This is a genomic window from Rhodanobacter fulvus Jip2, assembly GCF_000264315.1.
Lineage (GTDB): Bacteria > Pseudomonadota > Gammaproteobacteria > Xanthomonadales > Rhodanobacteraceae > Rhodanobacter > Rhodanobacter fulvus.
The window spans coordinates 87,602-111,507 of the sequence record NZ_AJXU01000028.1; the positions used below are offsets into that span (position 1 = coordinate 87,602).

At 65.2% G+C, this 23,906-nt stretch carries 22 protein-coding genes; 8 read left to right on the top strand and 14 right to left on the bottom strand.

Going from position 1 to position 23,906, the window contains the following annotated elements:
* Positions 1-4 precede the first annotated feature (4 nt).
* From UU9_RS05750 to UU9_RS05760, 3 genes are read right to left on the bottom strand one after another with little or no spacing between them, the layout of a single operon-like run.
* Complete coding sequence (locus tag UU9_RS05750; protein WP_007080785.1) at positions 5-1,627, bottom strand: linalool dehydratase/isomerase domain-containing protein; 1,623 nt, start codon at positions 1,625-1,627, stop codon at positions 5-7.
* Between the two features lie 4 nt (positions 1,628-1,631).
* Positions 1,632-2,738: an NAD(P)-dependent alcohol dehydrogenase gene (locus tag UU9_RS05755; RefSeq protein ID WP_007080786.1), complete on the bottom strand. Its 1,107-nt coding sequence runs from the start codon at positions 2,736-2,738 to the stop codon at positions 1,632-1,634.
* Between the two features lie 30 nt (positions 2,739-2,768).
* Positions 2,769-3,233, bottom strand: a complete 465-nt coding sequence (locus UU9_RS05760) for a DUF4126 family protein (protein WP_007080787.1) — start codon at positions 3,231-3,233, stop codon at positions 2,769-2,771.
* Positions 3,234-3,564: 331 nt separating this feature from the next.
* Between UU9_RS05760 and UU9_RS05765 the strand changes: the two genes are divergently transcribed.
* Complete coding sequence (locus tag UU9_RS05765; RefSeq protein WP_007080788.1) at positions 3,565-3,990, top strand: cupin domain-containing protein; 426 nt, start codon at positions 3,565-3,567, stop codon at positions 3,988-3,990.
* Positions 3,991-4,288: 298 nt separating this feature from the next.
* On the opposite strand, the gene UU9_RS05770 is transcribed toward UU9_RS05765, so the two are convergent.
* The 4 genes from UU9_RS05770 to UU9_RS05785 all read right to left on the bottom strand — a co-directional run bounded on the left by UU9_RS05770 (position 4,289) and on the right by UU9_RS05785 (position 7,915).
* The gene (locus UU9_RS05770; RefSeq protein ID WP_007080789.1) at positions 4,289-4,759 is read right to left on the bottom strand and encodes an OsmC family peroxiredoxin; all 471 of its coding nucleotides are present in this window, start codon (positions 4,757-4,759) and stop codon (positions 4,289-4,291) included.
* Between the two features lie 16 nt (positions 4,760-4,775).
* Positions 4,776-5,441: an OmpW/AlkL family protein gene (locus tag UU9_RS05775; RefSeq protein ID WP_083838924.1), complete on the bottom strand. Its 666-nt coding sequence runs from the start codon at positions 5,439-5,441 to the stop codon at positions 4,776-4,778.
* A 5-nt stretch (positions 5,442-5,446) separates the two neighbouring features.
* Positions 5,447-6,934: an aldehyde dehydrogenase family protein gene (locus tag UU9_RS05780; RefSeq protein ID WP_007080791.1), complete on the bottom strand. Its 1,488-nt coding sequence runs from the start codon at positions 6,932-6,934 to the stop codon at positions 5,447-5,449.
* A gap of 249 nt (positions 6,935-7,183) precedes the next feature.
* The gene (locus UU9_RS05785; protein WP_007080792.1) at positions 7,184-7,915 is read right to left on the bottom strand and encodes an alpha/beta fold hydrolase; all 732 of its coding nucleotides are present in this window, start codon (positions 7,913-7,915) and stop codon (positions 7,184-7,186) included.
* A 220-nt stretch (positions 7,916-8,135) separates the two neighbouring features.
* Between UU9_RS05785 and UU9_RS05790 the strand changes: the two genes are divergently transcribed.
* Together UU9_RS05790 and UU9_RS05795 are read left to right on the top strand one after the other, a co-directional pair.
* Positions 8,136-8,981 carry a helix-turn-helix domain-containing protein gene (locus tag UU9_RS05790; RefSeq protein WP_237710228.1) on the top strand — a complete coding sequence of 282 codons (846 nt, stop codon included), beginning with the start codon at positions 8,136-8,138 and terminating at the stop codon, positions 8,979-8,981.
* A gap of 178 nt (positions 8,982-9,159) precedes the next feature.
* Entirely contained in the window at positions 9,160-10,125 is a 966-nt protein-coding gene (locus UU9_RS05795; RefSeq protein WP_007080794.1) for a helix-turn-helix transcriptional regulator, read from the top strand.
* Positions 10,126-10,189: 64 nt separating this feature from the next.
* On the opposite strand, the gene UU9_RS05800 is transcribed toward UU9_RS05795, so the two are convergent.
* From UU9_RS05800 to UU9_RS05830, 7 genes are all read right to left on the bottom strand, one after another.
* Positions 10,190-11,350 (bottom strand): patatin-like phospholipase family protein, encoded by a 1,161-nt coding sequence (locus tag UU9_RS05800; protein WP_083838939.1) that lies wholly within the window; start codon positions 11,348-11,350, stop codon positions 10,190-10,192.
* A gap of 450 nt (positions 11,351-11,800) precedes the next feature.
* Positions 11,801-12,301, bottom strand: coding sequence for a hypothetical protein (locus UU9_RS05805; protein WP_007080796.1), 501 nt, complete (start codon positions 12,299-12,301; stop codon positions 11,801-11,803).
* A 506-nt stretch (positions 12,302-12,807) separates the two neighbouring features.
* The gene (locus UU9_RS05810) at positions 12,808-13,944 is read right to left on the bottom strand and encodes a hypothetical protein (protein WP_202799803.1); all 1,137 of its coding nucleotides are present in this window, start codon (positions 13,942-13,944) and stop codon (positions 12,808-12,810) included.
* Positions 13,945-14,100: 156 nt separating this feature from the next.
* A complete protein-coding gene (locus tag UU9_RS05815; RefSeq protein WP_007080798.1) occupies positions 14,101-15,327 on the bottom strand; it encodes a patatin-like phospholipase family protein in 1,227 nt (408 codons plus the stop codon).
* Between the two features lie 79 nt (positions 15,328-15,406).
* A complete protein-coding gene (locus tag UU9_RS05820) occupies positions 15,407-16,171 on the bottom strand; it encodes an SDR family oxidoreductase (protein WP_007080799.1) in 765 nt (254 codons plus the stop codon).
* A gap of 340 nt (positions 16,172-16,511) precedes the next feature.
* Positions 16,512-17,516: a LysR family transcriptional regulator gene (locus tag UU9_RS05825; protein WP_007080800.1), complete on the bottom strand. Its 1,005-nt coding sequence runs from the start codon at positions 17,514-17,516 to the stop codon at positions 16,512-16,514.
* A 173-nt stretch (positions 17,517-17,689) separates the two neighbouring features.
* Entirely contained in the window at positions 17,690-20,596 is a 2,907-nt protein-coding gene (locus UU9_RS05830) for an ATP-binding protein (RefSeq protein WP_050982394.1), read from the bottom strand.
* 382 nt (positions 20,597-20,978) lie between these two features.
* Here UU9_RS05830 and UU9_RS05835 point away from each other — a divergent pair, with 382 nt between their 5' ends.
* From UU9_RS05835 to UU9_RS05855, 5 genes are all read left to right on the top strand, one after another.
* Entirely contained in the window at positions 20,979-21,935 is a 957-nt protein-coding gene (locus UU9_RS05835) for a sensor histidine kinase (protein ID WP_162098769.1), read from the top strand.
* 35 nt (positions 21,936-21,970) lie between these two features.
* Positions 21,971-22,450 carry a carboxymuconolactone decarboxylase family protein gene (locus tag UU9_RS05840; protein ID WP_007080803.1) on the top strand — a complete coding sequence of 160 codons (480 nt, stop codon included), beginning with the start codon at positions 21,971-21,973 and terminating at the stop codon, positions 22,448-22,450.
* A 72-nt stretch (positions 22,451-22,522) separates the two neighbouring features.
* Positions 22,523-22,933 (top strand): cupin domain-containing protein, encoded by a 411-nt coding sequence (locus UU9_RS05845; protein WP_007080804.1) that lies wholly within the window; start codon positions 22,523-22,525, stop codon positions 22,931-22,933.
* Positions 22,934-23,200: 267 nt separating this feature from the next.
* Positions 23,201-23,530, top strand: coding sequence for a hypothetical protein (locus UU9_RS05850; protein WP_007080805.1), 330 nt, complete (start codon positions 23,201-23,203; stop codon positions 23,528-23,530).
* Between the two features lie 51 nt (positions 23,531-23,581).
* Positions 23,582-23,899, top strand: coding sequence for an antitoxin Xre/MbcA/ParS toxin-binding domain-containing protein (locus tag UU9_RS05855; protein ID WP_156804206.1), 318 nt, complete (start codon positions 23,582-23,584; stop codon positions 23,897-23,899).
* Positions 23,900-23,906: the final 7 nt, after the last annotated feature.

Here is a 23,906-nt window from a genome sequence, read left to right on the forward strand (position 1 = left end):
CTCGTCATCCCCGCGAAAGCGGGGATCCAGTGACTTTCACGCGGCCAGCAATCTCATGGGTGTGCGCTGCGGTGGCGTCGTGCTCGAAAATCATCCGCATGGTTTGCACCCGCCGACCTGACCAGTGCAGCTCAAGTCCACGATCGATCGGCTGCAGCGAGACCGGGCCGCTGCAGGTGAGCGTGGATGTGTCGCCACTGGCGACCGGCACGTCATCCAGCAGCAGGCGCCAGCCGCCCCGCCCAGCGATGCGGCCGAGGGCGACCCATGCCTCGGACGACGGCCGATCCGAACGCGTTTGCACGGTGAACCGCAGCGATTGCGTAGCGCGATCGAAGCGGGCCTGCAACACATCCAAGCCGCTGCCGACTGCCACGATGGCCGGCTCGTCGAAATGGTCTTCGCCCCACGGCGCCTCGTACACGCCGCGCAGGCCGTCGCGTACATTGAGCCGCGCATACGCCAGCAGCACGTTGCCGGTCATCGGTTCGACCAGCGTGCGGTAGCCGTCGGCATCCTCGGCCTGGTCGTTGCGCGGATAGTACAGGCCGCCATCGCGCCACCGCGGCGCCATGCGGCGGTCGGCGTGCAGCAGCAATCCGCGCAGGGTTTCCTCATCGCCCATTTCCGAGGCCCAGGCGGCGACCCAGCCGAAGTCGGAATCGTCGTTGAGCACGACGTGGCCCTGCACCGGCGGACGCGGCGCGGACCTGACCGACAGCGTGCCATCGGGCTGGTGCAGCACGAGGTCGGCGAGTTGTTGCGGGTAATGCGCGCGCACGAAATCGCCATTCCACATGTTCATCAGCGCGCCGCACCACGCGTCCACCCACGGCGCCTGCATCACGTTGGGGCGAACCGCGTGGGTGTCTTCGGCCAGCATCACGTGATAGTGGCCGTTGTCGCCGATGCGGCCGAATTGTTGCCACGCCTGCTCGTAGCCGCGGGTGACTTCGCTGGCGCGGTCGCCGCCGGTGAGCAGGTCGTGCATGCGGAAGCCGAGGATCGCCGGCTGGTTGCAGATCTGGAAGATGCAGTTCGGTTCGCAGGCCACGCCGAGGTAGCCGCTTTCGACCATCTTCCAGTACAGGTGTTCGTTGAGCGTGTTCTGGTCGTACGCGAAACGGTGCCCGTCGCCGCCCCAGAAGTACGACCAGTGTTCGAAGGTGATGGCGCCGGGTTGCGCGTAGCGGTCATCGTCGAACAGCACGTTGTACAGCAGGGTCAACGACTGCACGTACGCGCTGTACATGATGTTGTCGCGCAGCACCGGGTTCCACTCTTCGCGGTACTGATCGCTCAGGTGCGCGTTGAAGATGCTGCCGCCGCGGCTGACATCGCGCCAGTACAGCCAGCTTTCGGGCAGCAGCAGTTTCGCGATCAGCCGCTCGAAGATCGGCTTGAACACACCTGGCGCCGCGGGCAGGCGATGCACATGGGTGATCGCCAGCGCATACGCCATGTACGCCAGCTGGAAACGGTAGGCGCCAAAGTCGTCCTGCCCCGTGCCGATGCCTTTCATCAGCGACCAGTCGTTGGCTGGCTGCAGCGAAAGGTTCTCGACGTGCCGCAGGTGACCGACCTGTTGCGGCGTCAAAGTGTCGGCGGGGCTGGTGGCAGCGCACACGGGTTCAGGCCTCCATCTCCAGCACGGCCTTGATGATCTTGCCCGCGTGCTGGTCGGCCACGGCCTGCTCGATGTCGTGGAACGGGTAGAAGCTGATCAGCCGATCGAACGGGAAGCGGCCTTGCCGGTACAGGTCGATCAGCTGCGGAATGAAGACCTCGGAGATGGCGTTGCCTTCGATGTAGCCCTGCACGGATTGGCCGGCCAGCAGGAAGGTCAGCCACGGCAGCTCCAGCGGCTTGCCCGCTGCCGACGGCACCGCCACCAGCGCGACGTGGCCGAGTATCGCCAGCCCGCCGATGGCCGCGCCGATCAGCGCATTCACCCCGGCGGCGTCGACGATGGCGTCCACGCCGCGCGGTGCGATCGCGCGGATCGCCTCGCCCAGGTTGCCCGCCTGGCGGGTGTTGATGACGTGCGTGGCGCCAAGTTCGCGCGCGGTGTCGAGTCGGGCATCGACCTGGTCGATCGCGATCAGTGTGGTGCAGCCGCAGACCTGCGCGGCCATGATCGCAGCCAATCCGACCGGACCCATGCCGATCACCGCCATCGTGGAGCCTGCCTTGGGCCGGATACCGTTCATGACGGTGCCCGCGCCGGTCTGGATGCCGCAGCCCAGCGGGCCCAGCAGCTTGAGCGGTACGTCCTTGCGCACCTTGATGGTGCTGCGCTGGTTGACCACCGCGTAGTGCGCGAATGAGGACTGACCGAAATAGCCAAGGCGTGCGCGGCCACCGTGTTCGCGCTCGGCGTGCGGGCCGTCCGGGTCGGCCTGAAAGTTGAGCGCAAAGAACTGGTCGCAGTACATCGGTTCGCCATGGAGGCAATGCGGGCAGGTGCCGTCGAACGCGGGCGCGAGCACCACGTGGTCGCCGGGCGCGACCTTGCTCACGCGGCTGCCGACCTTCTCCACGATGCCGGCGCCCTCGTGGCCGAACACGTTGGGGAAGGGCGCGTCGATCAGGCCGTCCTTGCTGGCCAGATCGGTGTGGCACAGGCCCACGCCGACGATGCGCACCAGCACCTCGTCATCGCCCGGTTCGGGCAGATCGATGTGCTCCAGCTGGAAGGGTTGCTTCACGGACTCGACGACGGCGGCCAAGGTTTTCATGGGATGCACCTGTGGGGAAGTGGGAAGCGCTCAAGCCGAAGCGAGCACGATCAGCACGGCGCCGGCGATCGCCACGGCGTCTTCGAGCAGTGCCGCGAGAAAATCGTTATGGAAGGCTAGCGCCAGCGCCCGTCGTGCGCGGTGGCCGCCCCACGTGCCCAGCGCGGCACCGAGGGCGCCGATGATCAGGCCGGACCAGAGCGACCCATGCGCGGCGGTGAGCGTGGCGCCAGCCCATGCGCCGGTGACCAGGCGGGTGCCGAATTGCATCGGAATCATCCGGCTGGGCGTCCTGGGCAATTTGTCGTTGACCAGTTCGCCCAGCGCCGCCAGAACCAGGAGCCCTGGCGTGATGGCGTAGCCCATGAAGGCCAGCGGCGTGCCTTGCAGCGGCAGCCAGCCCATGCGCGCGGCGCAGCTCAACACCGCGACGGGGGTCATCGCGCGCAGGCCGGCGATCACGCCGATCAGTAGCGCCAGAACGTCGATCATCATGCGGGCGGTCCTCCAGCGGTTGATGTGGGGAGTTACGAAACGGACCTGCCGTGCAGCTCGGGCCGTGGCACTCGGTTTTGGCGAATCGGAATCGCGCCTTGCCATTCCGTGCGGTCGTCATGCTGACGACACGGCGCTGCGCACGCTTGGATGTTCTGTGCGGTCGTTGTCCGATCCCGCCTTCGTCTGCAGCGGCGACGCGCGATGCCGTGAATGAACAATCCGCGGCATGTTTGCAAAAGAAGCGGGACGCGCGGCGCGGGAGGATATGAGGCAAGCCTTGCCGCTGGGCATGGCCCACGGATCATCCACTTCTTCGAGGAGCCTGCGCATGCACGCACGTCCGCTCATTTCACCTTTCATGCTGGCGGCGTTGCTTGCTGCCGGTGCCGCGACGGCAGCGTCGCCCAGGCCGGTCGAGCACGAGACCGTCGTGCCTGCCTTCGCGCACGCCATTCCCAACATTCCGGGCAAGTCGATTACCGCCGCAGTAGTGACCTACAAGCCGGGCGGCAAGTCGATACCGCATCGGCACGGCTCGGCGTTCGTGGTGGCGTATGTGCTCAGTGGTTCGATCCGCAGCCAGCTCGAGGGTGGTGAGTCGAAGGTCTACCGCGTCGGCGAAAGCTGGACCGAAGCACCCGGCGCGCATCACCTGGTCAGCGACAACGCCAGCGCGACCCAGCCGGCCTCGCTGCTGGCGATCTTCATCACCGACAGCGGCGATACCAAGCTGGTGACGTACGACAAGCCCTAAGGCCGCTGTTACGAATGAGGTTTGGATCGCCGGCATGTGTAGGAGCGCACCCTGTGCGCGAGCTCTCCCCCAGCTCCCGGTACTCCCCCCGGACACAGGGTGCGCTCCTAGACATGCCGGCAGGGTGGCCCTGTGGGAGCGACTTCAGTCGCGATGCCCCGGACCTTGCCGCTGATGCTCCACGGCAACGAAAGACCCCGTGCTGCGTTGGCCTGATATGCCAGCGCAGCAGAACGCGCATTGCTTACGCTGGGCCTTGAACCACGACATGCCGAGAGGAACCTGGCCCAATTCTCGATCAGGACCTTGCGACAACGGGCTGCCGCAGAGCACCCCAATCGCCCGACAACTCCGTTTCGATCGTGACCATGGCGTTGAACAGGCGCGACAGCGGGCACTTGGCCCGCGCCAGCGCAGCCAGCCTGCGGAAAACCAGCGGATCGGCATCGGGCACCACGGCGCGCACGCTCAGGTGGACCGAGGCAATAACGAAACCGGAAAATTGCTGTTCCAGCACCACGGTGGCCGATGTCTGCAGCTCGGTCGCGGTGAGGTGCGCTTCGGCCAGCACCATCGCCAGCACCATGTTGAAGCAGCCCGCATGGGCAGCGGCGAGCAACTCTTCGGGGTTGCTGCCGACATGGCGGTCGAAGCGGCTGGCCACGTTGTAGTAGTGGTCGTCGAGCGCACCGCTCTCGGTGGAGAGGCTGCCGCGCCCCTGGGGAAAGCCGCCGTACCACAGCGCCGACCCGTGCCGTTCGATCTTCATGGCAAACCCCGCTGGTTCAAAAGTGGTACGACACGCCCATGTTCCATATCACCGGATTCAGCGTCAGGTGCGACGTGGCTGGCATGTCGCCCGCCGGCGTCGCCGCCAGGCCGCGCGCATCCACGCTCACCCAGATCTTCTTGGCATCGACAAACAGTGCAAAGCGCGGCGTGAGGCGATATTCGACACCCGCCTGCAGCGCCACGCCGGTGCCGTTGTCGACATGCACGTGCTTGATCGCGGCGTCGCGGGTTTGCGTGATCAAGGTGTAGTTGACGCCCAGGCCCACATACGGCCGAAAGCGGCCGTGCAGGGGAGGGTGATACTGCAGCGCAAGCACCGCCGGCCCATAGGTGGCTTCGGCCAGTTCGCCGGCGCTTCTCAACGTGCCCGCACCGTAGATCTTCGCCGTGGGCGGTGCGCCCAAGGTAAGCGCAACGGACCAGTCGGGCGTTAGGAAGTATCCGGTTTCGAAGGCGAAGCCCGTGTTGTGCCTGACCGTGGCGTTGGCGCCGGGCACCTGTTGGCCGTTGATGGCCACCGTGCCGCTGGCGTGGAAGTCTGCATAGGCCAGGCCGCCGCGAATGAACCAGCTGCCGGCTTCGTCGGCGTGGACGGCACGCACGGCGAAGCACGACGTCAGCGCAGCGGTGCAGATGAGTGTGTATCGGAAATTAGTCATGAGGGTCAGAACGGATACTGGGAGGGGGTGTGCTGCACCGATACCCAGTGCTCGGAGGTGAAGGCATCGATCATGCCCTTGCTGCCGAACCGGCCGATGCCCGAATTCCTGTCGCCGCCGAAAGGCAGCGCAGGCATGTCGATCGCCGTGACGTCGTTGACGTGACTCATGCCCGTGCGGATCTGCCGCGCGAACTGTTCGCCGCGATAGGTGTTGCCGGTCAGCACCGCGCTGGTGAGGCCGTAGTCGGTGTCGTTGGCCATCCGCAGTGCGTCGGCCTCGTCCGCGGCGCGCAGCACCGGGGCGACCGGCCCGAAGATTTCGTTCTGTGCCAGCGCCATGCTCTGGGTGACGCCGGTGAACACGTGCGGGCTGAGCATCAATTGCTCCGCTGGCCGGCCCAGTCGCAACCGCGCGCCGTCGCTGCGCGCCTGCGTGATCATGCCGGTGACGCGGTCGAGCTGGCGCTGGCTGATGATCGGGCCGATCACCGTGTCGACCTGGTTCGGGTCGCCGACCTTCAGCGAACCAGCGTAGGCGATGTACGCCTCGACGAACGCATCGTGCAGCTTGTCCAGCACGATGATGCGGTTGGCGGCGATGCACATCTGCCCCTGGTGCAGGAACTTCGCCACGATGGCGGTGTGCACGGCCTGCTCGAGGTCGGCGTCGTCCAGTACCACCAGCGGTGCGTTGCCACCCAGCTCCAGCATCGCCTTCTTCAGGTTCGACGCGGTCACCGCCATCTGCCCGATATGCCGCCCCACCTTGGTCGATCCGGTGAACGACACCACGCGCGACGCGGGATGCTGCACGAACGCGTCGCCGATCTCGGCCGGGTCGCCCACGATCACGCTGAACAGTCCCGGTGGCAGTCCGGCTTCTTCCAGGATGCGGGCGATCAGCAAGCCGCCGGTCACCGGCGTTTCGGCCGCCGGCTTCACCACCACCGCGTTGCCCAGCGCCAGCGCGGGCAGGATGGATCGCGTGCTCAGGTGCAGCGGCCAGTTCCACGGGCTGATCACCGCCACCACGCCGACCGGCCGCCGGTAGATGCGGTTTTCCTTGCCGGGGTAATCGCCGGCGACGATGCGGCCTTCGAGGCGCGTGGGCAGGGTGGACGATTCCAGCATCGCCGCGTGCACCACCCACCACTCGATCTCGGCCTTGGCGCGGGTACTTCCCGATTCGCGGATCAGCCAGTCGACGATCTCCTCGTGCCGCTGCTCCATCACCGCGGCCGCCTTGCGCAGGACGGCCGCGCGCTGGGAGGGCAGTGCTTGTGCCCAGGCGGTCTGCGCCTCGGCGGCACCGCGAAACGCCTCATCCACGTCGAAACCATCGGCCTTGCCGAAGCAGGCGATCACTTCGCCGCTGTACGGGTTGAGCACATCCAGACGGGTGCGCGCATGGCCATTGCGCCAGTGGCCGGCGATGAACTGGGCATCGAAGGCGTAGCGCTTCGAACTGTCGGGTGTGACGGCGGTATCCATGACTGCGTCCTGTCGGGCTGGAAGGGAGCACCAGGCGCGGCACGAACGCGCCGCGAACATGACTGCAGCGTAGGCCGCGAAATCACCAGGGGCTTGATGCTTCCTGCCGCTGTTTGCACGATCGCGCAGCCGCTTTCTGGCGCCCGCGATGCTGCCTCCCCTGCAAGCAGGGGAGGAGCAGAACCGCCGTGCTCCCTCCCCTGCTTGCAGGGGAGGGTTGGGGTGGGGTCGCTCTTGATCCGGCGACAGCTAACAGGCTCGGGCGACGGCCTCGAGAATCACTTCGATGAATTCCCGCGGACGCGAGAGGAACGGCACATGGCTGGCGCCGATTTCCCGCACCTGCGCGCGCATGCGGGTGGCCATCCGATGCTGGCTGGCGGGAAGCACGATCCGGTCCTGCGTCGTCACCACGTACCACGCCGGCAGCCCACGCCACGCCGGCTGATCGATGACTTCTTCCAGCGCATCGCAGTGGATGGGCGCATCCACCGCCGCCAGCACATTGGCCTGGATGAGCGGGAGGTCGTGAGCCAGGTAATACGAAAAGCCGGTGCGCTCGAAGTGGATGTAGCCGGCTTCGTCGGAACGGGTGCGCGGCAGCTGCTCAAGCTCCGGGTCGCAGGCCCGCAGCGAGCGCACCGACTCGCCCTGATCCGGTGCGAGCCCGGCCACGTAGACCAGCGCAGCCACGTTGCCGGTGGTGGCGGCCTGGGTGATCACGGTGCCGCCCCAGCCATGGCCCACCAGGATGACGGGACCCGATATCGCGTCCAGCACTCGCCGCACTACCGCCACGTCACCGGCCAGCGATTGCAGCGGGTTGCTCACTGCCAGCACGTCCAGGCCGTGGGCCTGCAGGCGCGACATCGCTTCGTTCCACGACGAGCCGTCGAACCACGCGTCGTGGACGAGGACCACTCGCGGCAGCCGATTTTTTTCCATCGCCGCGATGCGCCCTGCCGCGCGGGAGATCGACATGACCGCTTCCGTTACCCAACCGGACGCCAGCCTGCCAAGGCACCCATGGGGCGCCTTGTACGAATTTGCCCCCGCTGGTGAAATTTTGCGGTGGCCACGCCACGGTCATCGCGCTGGCGCGCAGCGTCCAGGCTTTCTTCCCACGGTGGCACGAAGAGGCGATTTGCGGCTTTTGGCGGGAGTGATCATTGGCTCGGACAGCTTTCACGAGGGCATCCCGATGACCAGTGCAGCGATCGCCGCGAATGACGGCATGGTGGACGGCGCCGTGGGCGGCGCTTTCGAAAACCGCACGGCGCCCAAGCGGCGCGATCGTACGGCGAGGCGGTGGCTGTGCCATGTATCGGTACGTGTGACGCACTCCTCTCCGTTGCTGGCGGCCGGCTTGCTGGCGACGCTGCAGCAGGTGCCCGGATGCGACGTGGCGCTGGTCGACGAACCGCCGCCGGCGCAAGGCATCATCAACGGTGCCGTCCATGTATTGATCACCGATCGGCGCAGTGAGCCGCATCCGCCACTGCGCTTGGGCGGCAGCCTGCCGCGGCCCCGCGTGATCCTGCTCACGAACGAGCCGCTGCAGGCCGGGGCGGGACAGGCGCAGCCGGAGGTCGATGCCTGCCTGCCGATGGATTGCGCCACCGATGACCTGCTTGCCGCCGTGCGCCGGCTCGGCCATGCCGCGCTGGGGCCGCTGGCGTTGGAAGGGCAGGAGGCGGGCCTGCGGCAATCGACGCGTGGCGGGCTGGCTCCCGGCGTATTGCGCAGAGTGCGTAGCCATATCGAGGATCATCTGGCCACGGGCGCCGACCTGCTTTCCCTTGCGCAGCTCGCGGGCGTGTCCTGCTGCCACTTCTCCCGCGCGTTCAAGCGAAGCATGGGCATGCCGGCGCATCACTACCTCATCACCCGCCGGATCTCCGCCGCCATCGCCCTGATCAGGGATACCGACCGCGCGCTGTCCGATATCTCGCTGGAGGTGGGCTTTGCGGACCAGAGCCATTTTTCCCGCACCTTCGTGCAACTGACCGGCCTGACGCCCGGCGACTTCCGCCACCGCTGCCATTGAGCGGCGGCGTTGCCCGGCAACGCGTGCGCGTATTGCCGGGGGCAGGGCGCAGGCATAGAGTGCCAACGTCGTCCTTGCCGCCTGCCGGCGCGGAGCCTGGCGTGAACCGAGCATCCAGCCGTCGTCACCCGTGGCCGCTGCGCGCGGCGGCGCGCGTGCTGCGCGCAATGGTGTTGCCATGAGCGCGCCACCCATCGCGGACATCCAGCGCTGGTCCACGCGGGACATCGCGGCCGGGCAGCGGCTGGCGTTCTATTCGGACGTGATCAGTTCGGCGCTCGATCCGATGGTGGTGGCGCGCGCCGTCACCGATCCGTTCGACGGCGAGATCACCGCCACCCGGCTGGGCCCGCTCATCCTGGTGCACGGCGTAAGCACCGCACACGATTGCGTGCGTGGCGGGGAACACGTGGCGCTCAGCACGTCGCGGCAATTCCATCTCATCGTCAACCGCCGATCAGGGTGGAACCTGCGCCATCGCGACTGGGTGCACGTGGGCTGTGGCGATGCGGTGCTGCTGGATTCCCGCCTCGGGCATTACCTGAACTTCGCGCAGGCCTTCGACAACGTGCACCTGGTGCTGCCCGAAGCATGGCTGGGCCAGTGGCTGCCCGATCCGGCGGCGTTCGTGGGGAAGCCCATGCCGAACGATGCGCTCTGGGCGCGTGCCCTGACCAGCTTCATTGCGCAACTCGTGCCGGAAAACCTGCAGCACGGGGCATTGCCCACCCAGCTTATCGTCGATCACGTGGGCGCTTTGCTGGCCTTGTGCGCCAACCAGCTCAGCGGCGAAACGTTGCAACCGGTGCTGCGGCAACGCCAGCTGCGCGACCTGGTGCAGGATGCCATCGTGCAGCGCTCCACCGAGCAGACCCTGGGAGCGGTGGACGTTGCGTTGGCAGTGGGCATCTCCGTGCGCACGCTGCATCGCACACTGGCCGCATGCGATCAGACCTTCGGCGGTTTGCTGATGAGTGCGCGCGTGGCGCTGGCCACGCGCATGCTGGAGTCGCCGCTGATGGCACGCCTGACCATTTCGGAGATCGGCCGTCGCGCCGGTTTCGTCGACCCGTCGCACTTTGCGCGCGTGTTCCGGCGGCACAGCGGAATCACGCCGGCGCGGCTGCGGCGTGATCGCAGGTAAACTGCCACGGCAACCCGGTACCTGCGTCATACAGGCCGCCGATCGCTTGCGAGGCATTTCTGGGTCAGTGAGCCCCTGTGGCAGCCTGCACCGGACATGCATCGATGGTTGCCATGGTCGATGCCGCCGCGCGACGCGGACTCATGTTGCGTTTGATCGACTGCTCCGGCGTCAGCCAGACCAGGCCGCGCGAGGCGCAATCGAAGGCATAGTCGAACAACGCCTGCATATGCCGCTGATCGAAGTCGATGAAGCTTTCCTGCAAGTAGTCCGCCGGAATTTCTGTCATGCGGAAACTCATACCCAGTCGCTTTGCGGCGGCAATGTTTTCCACGATAGCGCCGCGGGTCTTGTAGGTCATTTCCGCGGCGAAGCTGTTTGAAAGTATGTCCACGGTGTTGAACGGTGTGGTTTGCGGCGTTCGCGCGAGCTGGCCATTGACGATCACATACAGGTGGGCGCCGCGCAGTTGCGGCAGCTCGTAAGACTGGATGCCCGCGATAAGGGGCAACGTGAACACCGAGGTGGTCACGCCGCCGTCCACATGCATCTCGTCGTAGTCGTGGTGGCCGTCGCTGACGCGTATCAACACGGGGGGAAATACGCCCGGCACACTGGCCGAGGCGACCAGCACATCGCGGAACAATCGGCGTGCACTTGGCCCTCCACGCAAGGCAATCTCGCCCAAGTTCCACAGCACGGTTTCGCGTTTGTCCAGGTCGGTGGTGGCCACGATCAAACGACGCCCCTTGGCGGCTTCATCTGCCACGGCGGCAAGCATCTGCGGCGTGACGAAGTGATCGACCAGCGCGAACAGCGGATTGCGATGGGGCAGGCTGCGCGGAAACAGCAGCCGGGCCAGAATGGTGCGCATGGGTGAGCGCAGCAGCTTCGCACTGCGTTGACCGGTGAATGCCTGTTGCATGCGTGCGTCCCAGTCCGGACCGAGAAACGCGAAGGGAGTCAGCAAGGCGCCGGCACTCACACCCGTCACCATCTCGAACTGCGGACGCGTCCGCGCCCGGCTGAGGCCGGCCAGCACCCCTGCGCCGTAGGCGCCACCGGAACCGCCGCCGGACAGCGCGAGAATGTCGACGGTGCCATCGGTTGCAGCGGCACTGATGCCACGAAAAAAGGTGGGTGCGAGCTCTGTGAATTTGCCCAGGTCAGTCGTCACCAACCGTATGTTCGCTGGAAACCCCACCGGCGCGGCGTGACCGATCATTTCCGGTGGCGCGTCACGACGCGGCGCGGTCTGGCAGCCGCCCACCAGAACGCCAAGCCACAACAAAGCCAGCTTCCTCTGCACTGCGCCCTCCGCAAGCTATGGGGCTCATTCTGCTGACGGATAAGGAGGCTCGGCGGCCTCGATCGCTGCCATGAGCTGGAAGTTACGAGGCCCAGAGGGTTGCGGATTGAACAAAATAGTCTCCGCTTGGACCTCTCTCCAAGTGAACGATGAAGTAGTTAATCGCCGTCGTCCGGATTTTCGGTTCGGGCGGCATGTTTGCGACCCGGGACGTGGAACTTCATGCCACGCTGCGCGAGATAGACGTTCGGCGCAGGCCTGGCGCGTGCCAAACGTCCCGACAGATCGTAGCCAGCGATGCAGTTCGACGTGAAGTGTGCGATGCGAAACCGCCCGAAAGGTGTGCCCCTTGTGGCAGGCTTGAGCTTATTGGAGAAGGAAGGATGTTTTCAGCGTTGAGCGGAGAGATTCATCGCGCATGGAGCGGAAATATTCGCTGAAGATGTATGCCGCATCGACCGATTGAACCCCTCTGTCCGCCCTGAGGCGCCGATAAAGTCCGTGAGGCGTCCAGGTCCAATAGGACCGCCCAAGCAGGAACGCGACCAGTACGGCGCAGTTCGACCAGCCACGCATTTGGCAACCCTGGCCTGGGATCCTTTCCCGGACCTTGAGTACATCGCCGTCGGCGCCCCATTGCAGAAACTTAATTGCCTGATCGTGCGTCAACACGTTGACCATCAACCTTGTCCACCACGGCTCGACGAGAAGCCAGGCATCGTTGTCGAGCTTGCGTATTGCGAAGACGTGCTTGTGCTCTTTGTGGGCGAAACGGTGCCACCATTGTCGCCTCAGGCCGGGAACGAAGCAGACAAGCCAGTCCGCCTCCGGCAGGGTTACTGGCGAGCCGTTTTCGTCGACATCCATGGCTCCTCTGCCAAGTGCTTCAGGGTAGGCGTGGTCGTCAGTGCGGAAGGGGAGTGGCTGCAAGGTATCCGTCAGATAATGCTTTCTGCGATGTGTGGTCATAAGTGTTGGTTCGTAAGTCAGCGAAAGGAGAGGAGGTACACGCGTGGAGCTGACTTTAGGAACGGCCGCAGCCCATCGGAAGTAAGCGAGCTGTACTCACCATGTTCCATGTTGTGAACCAATGTTTTTTTCGCCACCGGATTCATGGTGTCGGTGCTTCGGTTGTCAGGGCACGATTGGTACATCGGCTGATCGGAGGCCCTCCTGGCCTGCAATCGCGCGCTGCGAAGGGAGCCGTGCGAATCGCTTGGTCCGCCGTGGCTCTTCTGCCACCGGCGAACAAACTGAAGCGGGTTCCAGCCGAGGCGAAGCGGTTCCGGTCACCTCGCCGCGCGACTTCGCGTGAGCAGAAACCGGGTGAGGCGGCTGTTCGGAAAATCAATCGACGTACGTGACAGACCCGGTCACGCCGTAGGCATATCCAGCGGTATCCCGCCCAGCCAGAACGCCAAGTTGCGAACGTAGCGACGGATGGATCGTTGCGCCTCGGGTGAACGCGCGAGCGCATCGCCGGGTGTCTCGCTGACAAAGCCGGGCGAACCCGTCGACGGGTTCCAGTTGTAGTCGGCGAAATGGTGGAAGGTCGATTCCGCGATCGCGGGCCCCCAGTCGGCAGAGGGTTCGAACGCCACGACGAGGTTGAAGAGCTGTCCGGTCGACTGGCTGCGGCCTGTCGCGATTACGCGTGCCGTCGCGTCGCCCGGCGGTGCGCCGACCGCACCTTCGTGCGGGTGCGAGGGCAGGTAGCGGATCGCGCCGTCCGGTGACTGCGGATCGCGCAGCACCGGATGCAGCGGCGGCACGATCTTTATGCATTGGAAATCGCCGTTGGCGCCGGAATGGTAATTGGGCCACGAAATGTCGCGCGTGACGGTGTCGTCCACCCTGCGCCGCGAAGGATCGGGATCCGGATTTTTCGAATGAAAAAAGTGCGCCGGGCCGACGCCGCCCAGTGTGCATACCGAGCTGCCCAGATCCATGTGATCGCGCAACACCAGCAGTCCGCCGCCACGCTGGCGAAAGCGTGTGATCGCTTCGCAATCTGCGTCCGTCAAGCCGTCGCCGGTATCTACCGCGAACAACCACAGTTGATCGAATGATGAGGTGTCGATCCGCGACAGCACGCTGTCCGCCGCATCGGGTGGCTCGCGGTCGCGCGCGGTGATCTCGAACAATGGCTTGCCATGGATGTCACGCACGTTGGCCAGATGGTCGCGCAGCAGGCTGAAGCGGCCGATGTGCCAATCGTCCTCGACGGTCGGAATGGTCGTTTGCAGAAGGATTCGGCTCGGCCGCATTGGCGTCATCTCTGGTTGCCATGATGCGCGGTCGAAACGGATCGAAGCACCATGTAGCGAACGTGCGGGGGTGCGACGCACGGTGAATGGAGGCTTCCCGCCCATGGCATCGTCGTGTGGCTGATTGGTACTCCGCGGGGACGCCGCGCCAACGTGGGTGTGTCCCGTACACGAACGGATGGAAAGTGCACGACCCATTACAGCCGCCTCGACGACCTGGCACCCGTCGTCTTCGTTTGCCATGGGGGGAAGCGGAGAAAATTCTGCGCCGGCGAGCAGGCGACCGGTAGACCCGTGCGATGGCCCATCGTGTTTCCGCCAGGACAACAATCGGATGAAGCCGTTTCAGCCGGGAACCATCCTCGTGCGAGAACGTGTTGGACTCCGCCTGGCCGGGAGTTACGGAGGGTCGATTTCGCGAGGGCACGCCAAACCGCCCGAAGCAGGCGTACGTGCCGGTGCCATGCTCCGCCGGACGGATTGCTGCGGCGTCAGCCACAACAGGCCCCGCGCGGCACAATCGTCCGCGTAATTGAACAGCGCCTGCATGTGCTTCTGGTCGAAGTCGATGAAACCCTCCTGTGGATACTCCACCGGAATATCGGTCATCCGGAATGTCATGCCGAGCCGATTCGCGCTCGCGATATTTTCCACGATGGCCCGCCGGGTCTTGTAGGTCGTTTCCGCGACGAAGCTGTTGGAGAGCACATCGATGGTATTGAACGGCGTCGTCTGCGGTGGGTGCGCGAGCTGGCCGTTGACGATCATGTACAGGCGGGCACCGTGCAATGGCGACAAGGCGTAGGACTGGATGCCGGCGATGAGCGGCAGCGTGAACACCGACGTGGTCAAGCCGCCATCGACATGCATTTCGTCATAGTCGCGCCAGCCGTCGGTGACGTGGATCAGCACCGGCGGAAATACCCCCGGTACGCTGGCCGAGGCGATCAACACATCACGGAACAGCTGCCGCGCCGCCTCGCCGCCATGCCGGGCGATCACGCCCATGTTCCACAAGACGGTTTCATGCTTGTCCAGGTCGGTGGTGGCCACCAGCAGGCGTCGCCCCTTTGCCGCTTCGACAGCGGTGGCGGCGAGCATCTGCGGCGTGACGAAATGGTCGACCAGCACAAACAGCGGATTTTCTCGCGCAGCGCCGTGTGGCGACAACAGCCGAGCCAGGAGGGTGCGTACCGGCGAGTGCAGAAGGTTGGCGATGCGCTTGCCGGTAAACGCCTGCTGCATGCGCGCATCCCAGTCGGGGCCGAGGAAGGCGAAGGGCGCAAGCAGGGCGCCGGCACTTACTCCGGTCACCATGTCGAAATCCGGGCGCGCATGCGCGCGACTCAACCCGGCCAAAGCTCCTGCCCCATAGGCGCCGCCGGAGCCGCCACCGGACAACGCGAGGATATCGATGGTGCCGTCGGTTGCCGCGGCGCCGAGGCCGGTGAAGAAGGCTGGCGCCTGCGCATCGAAGCTGGCCGAGTCGGTGGTGACCAGACGCACCTCGGATGCAAACCCCTCGGGTGCCGCCTGGCCGACGATGTAGGGTGGCGCAGCGCGGCGTGGTGCCGTCTGGCAGCCGGCCAGCAGCAGCAAAAAGGCAAAAGCTAAGGCGTTCCGCATGTCATTCCTCCCGCGGACGTGGTCACGTCAGACAGGCTTCGCCGTGTTGCCGGGCACGCATCACGGCGGCAGTGCCGCGTTACCAGTCGGCACGCGCGTACTCCGACTGTTCGAGCCAGGCCTGGAAATCCCGCTCGCCGCGCTCGGCATCCTCGCGCGGAAGCAACACGAGCTCGTCCAGCGTGGCACCGAAATAGGGCGCGCCGACATCGGTGCGCACCTCGTAAGGCGCTTCCATGTCGATCACGAAACGCTGGATCAGCTCGGACATGCGCGCGCGCTCCGGGCCGGCGATCTCGATCGAACCGTTGACGGGCGTCCCGGCAGCGACCCGTGCGATCGTCGCGGCGACATCGTCCGAAGCAACCGGCTCGATGTAGGCCGGCGATAGATGAATGGTCTGGCCGCTGCCGGCATAAGTGATGATGTCTAACAGAAACTCGAAGAACTGGGTGGCGTGCACGATGGTGAACGGGATACCGGACGCGGCGATCAGGCGCTCCTGCAACGCCTTGCCGCGCAAGTAGGGGCTGTCCTCCAGCCGTCCAGTGCCGACCACCGACAGCGACACGTGGTGCTTCACGCCGGCATGCCTTTCCGCATAAAGCAGGTTGAAGATGGCGGTCTTGAAGAAGTCGAAGGCGGCGACGTCGTCGAAGGTCGGCGAATTGCTGACATCGACCACGACATCGGCGCCGATCAGGCTTTCCATCAATCCCCGCCCGCTTATCAAATCGACGCCGGTCGCGCGGGATGCGGCCGATACCTCGTGGCCTTGAGCGCACAGCCGTTCGACAATGTTCCGCCCGACCAAGCCGCTGCCGCCGATAACGATGATGTTCATGTCTCCCTCGTGATGCGTTGCTTTATGGTTTGCGATTTTGGGCGGCAGGTGCCTGGCACAGAAGGTTCGCGACGGGAACGGCTGCGCTTCATCCATGGCATCAATGCCGTCGGCATTGTCGTAGGCGCGTCGACGAGCTCAGACGTCGAGCCAGAAGGCAATATTGCTGACGTACTGCATCGGGGACCGGAGCTCCTCTGGGCATCGAGCCGTACCATCGGCCTCAGGCCCGCTCACCGAGAATGGGCAGCCTTCTCTATCGTGATCTGCAGCAGGATGTTCGGCATGGTGCGGGCGTTCTGGACGTGCGATTCGGCAAGAGATCGGACGTGCCGCATCTTTACGAGTGAATGCCGAAATCCGGCACGCACTCGAGGTAGGACGCGCGGATGCGGGCTGTCATGAAGTCGATGAACACGCGCATCCGCGACGGCATGTGCTGCCGGCTCTGGTAGCAGATGTAGTGGCCGCGGTCGTCCGGCGCATGCTGCATCAGACAGGGCAATAGTTCGCCGGATCGCAACGCCTGGCAGACCAGGTAACCCGCCATCTGGGCGATGCCTTGGCCACCGAGCACGGCCTGCAGAACCAATTCGGGATCGTTGTAGGTGAGCCGGGCCTGGGGCAGGAACTTGCGGGGTCGGCCGTCCACCTTGAACTCCCATTCGCAGATGCGGCCCGAACCGGTGCGCAAATTGATGCATTCGTGTTGGCCCAAGTCGTCCACCGTGACTGGCAGCCCGTGTGCTTGCCGGTAATCGGGCGAGGCGCACACCACCATCTGCATGGGAACGATCTGCCGGGCGATGATCTCGGCATCCTCCATGCAACCGCTGCGGAACGCGATGTCCACGCGATCAGCGGTGAAGTCGGTTGGCCTGTCGCCCAGCAACAGTTCGACCGCCACGTCGGGATAGGCCACTTGGAACTCGCGCAGGAGTGGTGCCACCACCATCCGGCCGAAGCCAGCCGCGGAGCTGACCCGGAGATGGCCGCGCGGCGGCCCGTTGCGAAGGTCCCGCATCTCTTCGACCGCCTGGACGATGCGGTCGACCCCGCTGTGGCAGCTTGCGTAGAACAGGTCACCCTCGCGAGTGAGGGCCGTGCTTCGCGTGGTCCGACGCAGCAGCCGGACGTTCAGCTGGTCCTCCAGTTTCTGGACGTTGCGGCTCACCGCAGAGCGGCCGATGCCCAGCCGGTCGGCCGCCCGCGCGAAACTGCCTTCGGCGACCACGGCAATGAAGGCGACGACGCCCGCATAGGTCGTGGCGAAGCTGGTGGCTAGGGGATCCGCTTGCGGTGTGAACGGGCCGGGTGGGGGGTAGATGGCCGTGGAAGAGTTCATGGGACGACTTCCGCTTGAGGAGGTTGTGGAGTTCGCTCTGGCGATACGAACCGCTCATTCACTCTGCTCGTCCAAGCGCGCCGGAACCAGTTAAAGCCTGTCAAGATTTGTTATGGCCGGTTGTAAATATGGGATTCGGGATTCGGGATTCGGGGTGCAACGGCGGGCTACGCTCAGCCGCGTTTGGCGCGAGGTTTCCCTGCCGCAATTCCGGAACTTCCGTTGGCCGGTGAGTGGCGGCCGATCTCCTCGCGCAGCGCGCGGGCCTGCATCAGGTCAAGGCCACCGGGGGTGGCGAGGGCGCAGATGTCGTCCAGCAGTTGCGTCGCCTGTGGCGCCCGGTCCATGCCTGCCCACAACCTGGCCAAGCTCAGTGCGGCGCGCAATTCCCAGGACCTCGCGCCTTGCTGTCTTGAGGTTTCGAGCGCCCGGAGGTAAAAACTTTCGGCTTCATCGGTCACACCCCGCAGCTCGCTTTGCCGGCCAAGGGCACGCCAGACTTCCGCGGCGCTCCAAAGGCCTTCCCCACGCGAAAGCCGTGCGACCATCCCGTCATCGACCCAGTCGGCACAGAACGTCACGAGCATCTCCCTGCGTGGCGCGTCGTAGCTCGCGAACTGGTCGGACACCTCGCTGACATGGAGGGCGGGATCTTGGGCGGTGCCGAGTTGCAGGCCTTGGAAGTACCAGTCGGCGTACCGAAGCCAACCCAGCCCCCTGCGCTGCGCTGTGTCCCTCAACACGCGGATCCACTTGCCGGCAAGCTCGAATTCGCCCAACCATAAGGCGACGGGGCAAGCGCCGTAAAGCGCGGCGCACAAAGAGACGGCATGCCCGGCCGATTCGGCGCGGCTCACCGCATCGCTGGCCGTCTCCAAGGCCTTCGTCGCTTCGCCCTGGATCCAGAGCGTTCGCGCCAGCATCGCCTTCGCCGCGACGGCCGGGTCCACCCCAACCATGTTGGTGCGCGTTCGGCCCCCGCTACCGCTCAACTGCAGCGACGTTTCACAGTGATGCTTCGCTGCGGCGAAGTTTCCGCAGAAATGATTCGCCATCGCGCTCACCCGGTGGGCAAGATTGAGTGCGGCCGGGTCGGACCACGATTGCGCGATCGCAAGTAGCGTCGCCGACTGCTGCAATGCCGCAGCGTACTCGCCGCGGAACATCATGTCGTGGGTGCATCGCCCCCAGCGGATCTGAAGTTCCAGTACGCGTGACTCGACTGCCAATGCGCCGGCGAGGGCGCGGTCGCAGAGCACACCCAAGTCGGGGTTGAAGGTGTCGGTGTGCAGGAGCGCGATGATCAACGCAGTCAACAGCCAGGTCTCGGTTTCGGTGTCCGGCTCCGGCTGCTGCTCGACCAGTTCGAGCGCCGCCGCGACCCTGTCGCGATACTCGGCGACTTGGGATACGTGAAACCACAAGGGTGCGGACGACGTGACCAGTGCCGCGGCAGTCTTTGCATCCGGTTCCGCCAGGCAGACCTCGAGCGCAAAGCGCACGTCATCCAGGTGGTGGGCATAGCGGTCGCCCCAATCGTGCGCGGTGAGATTTGGCAAATCCGCTGTCGCCGCCTTCATCAGGTCGAGCATGAACATCGCGTGGTGCCGCAGCAACGCTGAATGCTCGCCACTTTGCGCGAGCAGCGAAGCGGCATAGCTCCTCGTCGTATCGAGCAGGCGATACGGCGCGACGGCGTCGTCGCTATCGAAGAAGACCAGCGATTTGTTGGCCAGCGAGATCAGCGCATCGAACGCCAAGTCCGGGTCCATTCCGTCGGAGGTGACGCCAAGGGCGGACGCAACGTCGAAGCGACCCCTGAGGACCGACAGTCGACGGAATACCCGCAGCTCGTCCTCGTCCAGCAGGGCGATGCTCCAGTCGAGCGTGGCCGCCAGCGTCCGTTGGCGCGCCAGCGCCGCCCGGTTGCCGATGGAGAGCAACCGCATGTGGTCGTCCAGCCTGAGCGCGAGATCGCTGACCGATTGCACGCCGAGTCGCGCAGCGACCAGTTCGATGGCCAGCGGAATGCCGTCGAGCTGTCGCGAGATCCTGGCAAGCAAGGGGCCGTCCGATTCGTCGAACACGCCGGCACCCGCGGCCCTGGCCCGTTCGACGAGCAGCTCGACCGAGGGCCAGTGCAGCGCTTGCGCAAGCGTCACGCTCTCCGCATCGGGAACCGCGAGTGCCGACAGGCGAAGCACGTATTCGCCCGCCACGCGAAGCGTCTCGCGGCTGGTGGCGAGGATGCGCAGGCCGGGCAAACCGGTCAGCAGGCGGCTGATCGGCAGCGCGAGCGAATCCACCACGTGCTCGCAGTTGTCGATCAGCAACAGCACGTCGCGCCCGGCCAGAGATTGCGTGATGGCCTGGATGGGGTCGGGCAGGTCGGCGGCAACGCCCAGCGAGCGCGCCATCGTGCCGAGCACGTGGTCGGGCGAGATCAACGGCGAAAGATCGACGAAGGCGGCTTGTGTGGCAGGCTTCGATTGCCAGCGCTCCGCGGCACGGATGGCGACGCTGGTCTTGCCGATGCCGCCCGGTCCGACGATGTTCACCAGCCGGTGGCTGTCGAGCGAAGCCAGCACTGTTTCCACATCGGCTTCGCGGCCGACGAGTTTGGTCAATCGCACCGGTAGGCGGGTGAGCGAGGCGGGCGCCCGCGTCTCCGGCTCGGCCGGGGTGTCGGCCAGTTCGCGCCGGACTCTTCCGTTGAAGCGGTAGCCGCGCAGCGGAACGGTGGTGATCCATTCCTTGCAATCGTCGTCGTCGGCCGGGTCGACCAGCGCCTTGCGCAGCAGCGACATGTGGACGCGAACGCTGGATTCCTCGACCACCACGCCAGTCCAGACGGCGGCCAGTAGCTCATCCTTGCCGACCAGTTCGCCGGCCCGCTTGAGCAGGTGCAGAAGCAGGTCGAACGAACGCGGTCCCAGCCGCACGGCCTGCCCGGACCACTCGAGCCGACGCTGGGTTTCCCACAGGATGAAAGCGCCGAAATACCAACGGACTTCCCCGGGCGGCGGCGTTGTGTCTTGTGGTGGCGAAGCAGCCGCCGGGTCGCTGGACTTTGACTGCAAGTGGATCCCGCTCCAAATGACAGTGTGTTGAAAAACGTATCAGCGCTTATCTGTTCTTTCCGGTTGTCGCTCGGGGCGCTCCGTCAATCCGCCCAAGCCGTCCATGCTGGAGACGTCGATATTGCTCCTCCAGCCTTGCGCTGCCAATCGACGAGCTCGGTGCTGTTTGCGAGGTCTGTGGCGGCGCGCGCCCGACGTATATCGATCCCTGTCCAAGGAATCGCGGGCCAGCACTGTTGCCGCACAGTCAACCCGATCATGCCTGCGGCGCGACTACTGCCTTACCGCATGGCTGACTACGATCGAGCACCACGATCGTGTTTTTTCCGGCCCATGCGGTGGCGGACCGTCGCCGCTGCGAACCACTCGAAGGGTATTCAACATGAAATCAGGATTGTCCGACTCGGGCAATGTGCCGTCGCGCGCAGCCAGCGGCCGCGCGGAGCAGGCCCTCGATGAGGCTCGGCGCGCCAACGCGGCCAAGGACCGGCTTCTAGCCATGATGGCGCATGAATTGAAGCAGCCGCTGACCGAATTGCTGTTGTACACGGAGTCGCTGCTTCAGCTTGCTCCTGCGCTCGCGTCTCCAAAACTGCACGTCATTGGCGAGGCCATGCATGCCGCGGTACGGCGCCATGCACGGCTCATCGAAGATCTGCTGGAGCTGTCGAGGATAAGCACGGGCAAGCTTCGCCTCGCACGCGAACCCATCGATATGGGTGGCATGGTGCGTGCGGCCTGCGCCACCGCGGCACTGGGCACGCCGAATCGGCAATGGCATGTCGATACCGCGCGTGTCGGCCAGACCCTGTGCCATGTGGACCCGGTTCGGGTGGAGCAGATCCTCTCGAATCTGCTTGGCAACGCGGTGAAATTCAGCCCCGCCGGCGGGCGCATCGACGTGCAGCTGGCGATCGAGCGAAACCACGCGAGGATCTCCGTGAGCGACACAGGTTGCGGTATCGCGGCCGACTTCCTGCCGCACGTATTCAGCATGTTCGGCCAGGAGAACCAGCGTGCGGACGGCGCCAATCCGGGCCTGGGCATCGGGCTGGCGCTGGTGCGCGAGTTGACGATCGCGCATGGCGGACGAGTGGAGGCACGCTCGGGCGGCCCCGGGCGTGGCGCGCAGTTCCTAGTGTGGTTGCCGCTGGCCGAACGTGCCGCCGCGCCATGCCCGATGACGCATGGCGATGTGGTCGCCCAGCGCTTTGACACCGGATTGGTGCCCGAGGGGCAACACGGTGCGTCCGCCCGCAAGCCTACCGGCTACCGGTGGCCAAACCTACGCTTTGACCCGACCGCGAACGATCGCGAACGGGTACCTCAGCCGAACTGAGTGGAAAGGGCCTGGCCCCTTGTCGAGGATCCATCATGTCCCAGCGTATCGACTACCAGAAGCAATCGCCCGAGCTGTTCAAGAAGTTCATCGAATTCAACAAGGCCATCGAGAAGTCGGCGATCGAGCCATCGATCCACGACTTGGCAGTGATCCGTGCGTCGCAGATCAACGGCTGCGCATTCTGTCTGGACATGCACATCAAGCAGGCGACGCTGCGAGGTGAACGTCCGCTGCGCCTGTATCACCTTCCCATCTGGCGCGAATCGACGCTGTTCGCCCCGCGCGAGCGTGCCGCGCTGGCATGGACCGAGATTCTGACCCGGATTCCCGAGCAGGGCGTACCCGACGAGATCTACGAGCGCGTGCGCACGCAGTTCTCCGAGAAGGAGCTGTCCGACCTGACCTTCGTGGTGATGTCGATCAACGCCTGGAACCGGATCAACATCGGCTTCACCGTGGTGCCCGGCTCGTACGACCAGGCTTTCGGCCTGGACGAGTCCGGCCTGGAGTGACCAGCGTGGCGCGGGCGTGCCCCGCGCCCCCACATCCGGCGGGGCTTGCGCCGGCCATGAGAGGAGCCAGCCATGCGTGTCTTCAAGATCCTGTGTGTATCCATCCTTTTTGCGACCGGTTCCGCCCTGGCGCAACCGGCGCCCACGGCCGCGCCACAGGCCAGCGTGACAGAACTGATGAGCAAGGCACTTGCCGAACATCCCGGCAAGGAACTGTTGATGATTACCGTTGACTATCCGCCAGGCGCGGTCGATCCGGTGCACCGTCACGACGCGCACGCCTTCGTTTACGTGCTGGAAGGCTCGATCGTGATGGGGCTGCGTGGTGGCAAGAGCGTCACGTTGACGCCCGGCCAGACTTTTTACGAAGGGCCCAACGACGTGCATACCGTTGGGCGCAACGCCAGCCTCACCAAGCCCGCCAAGTTCCTGGTCTTCTTGTTGAAGAACCGCGATGAGCCGGTTTTCACGCCGGTGAACTGAGGGCAGGTACGCGATCCCCGGACGCAAGGCAGCGTCTTGCTCCTCTGCTGCGCGCCATCATTCGGAGCTGCTCCGCGTTTTCACGGCAAGCACCGCTTTGACGACGGCAAGGCTGACCACGCGCCCAGAAGCAGAAGCGAACCCGATCATGCCCCGTTCCCTCCATACCTTGCTTTCCGGCTTTCGCTGAACCTGTGACTGTCGTGACGGCTGTCGCGTCGCCTGGAAGCCTTCACCCCATGCCGTCCCGTCGAGGAGATTGCCGCCATGATTTCCACGCCATCGATCCTGCCGCTCTCCAAGCCGTCGTTATGGTCGCTGACGCTGGCAGCATGTGCCGCCGACCCGTCCGATCCGCTGATCTCCCCGGTGGGCGAACACAACTACAGCACCCTGACAGGTCTGGTACCGGTGGCGCTGGCGGTGCTGCGCGTCGCTGCCGAGGTGGAGCCTTGCCCCAAGGCCGTCATGCAGTGGTACCGATACACGCCAATCAGGGAACTGGGAAACCTTCCCGCCGAACGGCTGGTGGCGCTGGGTCGTGCGGAGATGGTGATCGCGTTCCTGCATTCCATCCGCGATGGCGCACGCAACTGAACATCGAAAGGTCGATAGCCGGGGCATATCACCTCCACCGAGAAACTCACCATGCGAATGCGCTTCAACAAGTTCCGCAGCATCATCAGTGAAATTTCATGGATTGCCGCGCGGCGCGAAGCACTGGTCCTGAGCGCCTTCGACGCGCTCGAATTCCGCTACCCGCCATTGGCCGAGGCCCTGCTCGAGCAGGTCGGCAACAAGCGGCGCGCCGCGCACTGGCTCTGCGCCCCGCAGCGTGCTTGCGGTGGAAAATCCCCCTGCGACCTGCTCGCGGACAACGATCAGGACAGCGTGTGGGATTTGATGGAAGGGCTCGGCATGCCCGAGGTGCCGCGCCCCCCATCGGGTTCGCGGCTGGCGTACTGAACATCCG

Coding starts and splice junctions, on each gene's coding strand:
- UU9_RS05755 (WP_007080786.1), bottom strand. CDS start 2,738: ATGAAAACCTTGGCCGCCGTCGTCGAGTCCGTGAAGCAACCCTTCCAG.
- UU9_RS05785 (WP_007080792.1), bottom strand. CDS start 7,915: ATGTCGATCTCCCGCGCGGCAGGGCGCATCGCGGCGATGGAAAAAAAT.
- UU9_RS05840 (WP_007080803.1), top strand. CDS start 21,971: ATGTCCCAGCGTATCGACTACCAGAAGCAATCGCCCGAGCTGTTCAAG.
- UU9_RS05800 (WP_083838939.1), bottom strand. CDS start 11,350: ATGATCGGTCACGCCGCGCCGGTGGGGTTTCCAGCGAACATACGGTTG.
- UU9_RS05855 (WP_156804206.1), top strand. CDS start 23,582: ATGCGAATGCGCTTCAACAAGTTCCGCAGCATCATCAGTGAAATTTCA.
- UU9_RS05795 (WP_007080794.1), top strand. CDS start 9,160: ATGAGCGCGCCACCCATCGCGGACATCCAGCGCTGGTCCACGCGGGAC.
- UU9_RS05820 (WP_007080799.1), bottom strand. CDS start 16,171: ATGAACATCATCGTTATCGGCGGCAGCGGCTTGGTCGGGCGGAACATT.
- UU9_RS05850 (WP_007080805.1), top strand. CDS start 23,201: ATGATTTCCACGCCATCGATCCTGCCGCTCTCCAAGCCGTCGTTATGG.
- UU9_RS05765 (WP_007080788.1), top strand. CDS start 3,565: ATGCACGCACGTCCGCTCATTTCACCTTTCATGCTGGCGGCGTTGCTT.
- UU9_RS05810 (WP_202799803.1), bottom strand. CDS start 13,944: ATGGCAAACGAAGACGACGGGTGCCAGGTCGTCGAGGCGGCTGTAATG.
- UU9_RS05790 (WP_237710228.1), top strand. CDS start 8,136: ATGACCAGTGCAGCGATCGCCGCGAATGACGGCATGGTGGACGGCGCC.
- UU9_RS05815 (WP_007080798.1), bottom strand. CDS start 15,327: ATGCGGAACGCCTTAGCTTTTGCCTTTTTGCTGCTGCTGGCCGGCTGC.
- UU9_RS05770 (WP_007080789.1), bottom strand. CDS start 4,759: ATGAAGATCGAACGGCACGGGTCGGCGCTGTGGTACGGCGGCTTTCCC.
- UU9_RS05780 (WP_007080791.1), bottom strand. CDS start 6,934: ATGGATACCGCCGTCACACCCGACAGTTCGAAGCGCTACGCCTTCGAT.
- UU9_RS05825 (WP_007080800.1), bottom strand. CDS start 17,516: ATGAACTCTTCCACGGCCATCTACCCCCCACCCGGCCCGTTCACACCG.
- UU9_RS05775 (WP_083838924.1), bottom strand. CDS start 5,441: ATGACTAATTTCCGATACACACTCATCTGCACCGCTGCGCTGACGTCG.
- UU9_RS05760 (WP_007080787.1), bottom strand. CDS start 3,233: ATGATGATCGACGTTCTGGCGCTACTGATCGGCGTGATCGCCGGCCTG.
- UU9_RS05835 (WP_162098769.1), top strand. CDS start 20,979: ATGAAATCAGGATTGTCCGACTCGGGCAATGTGCCGTCGCGCGCAGCC.
- UU9_RS05845 (WP_007080804.1), top strand. CDS start 22,523: ATGCGTGTCTTCAAGATCCTGTGTGTATCCATCCTTTTTGCGACCGGT.
- UU9_RS05805 (WP_007080796.1), bottom strand. CDS start 12,301: ATGGATGTCGACGAAAACGGCTCGCCAGTAACCCTGCCGGAGGCGGAC.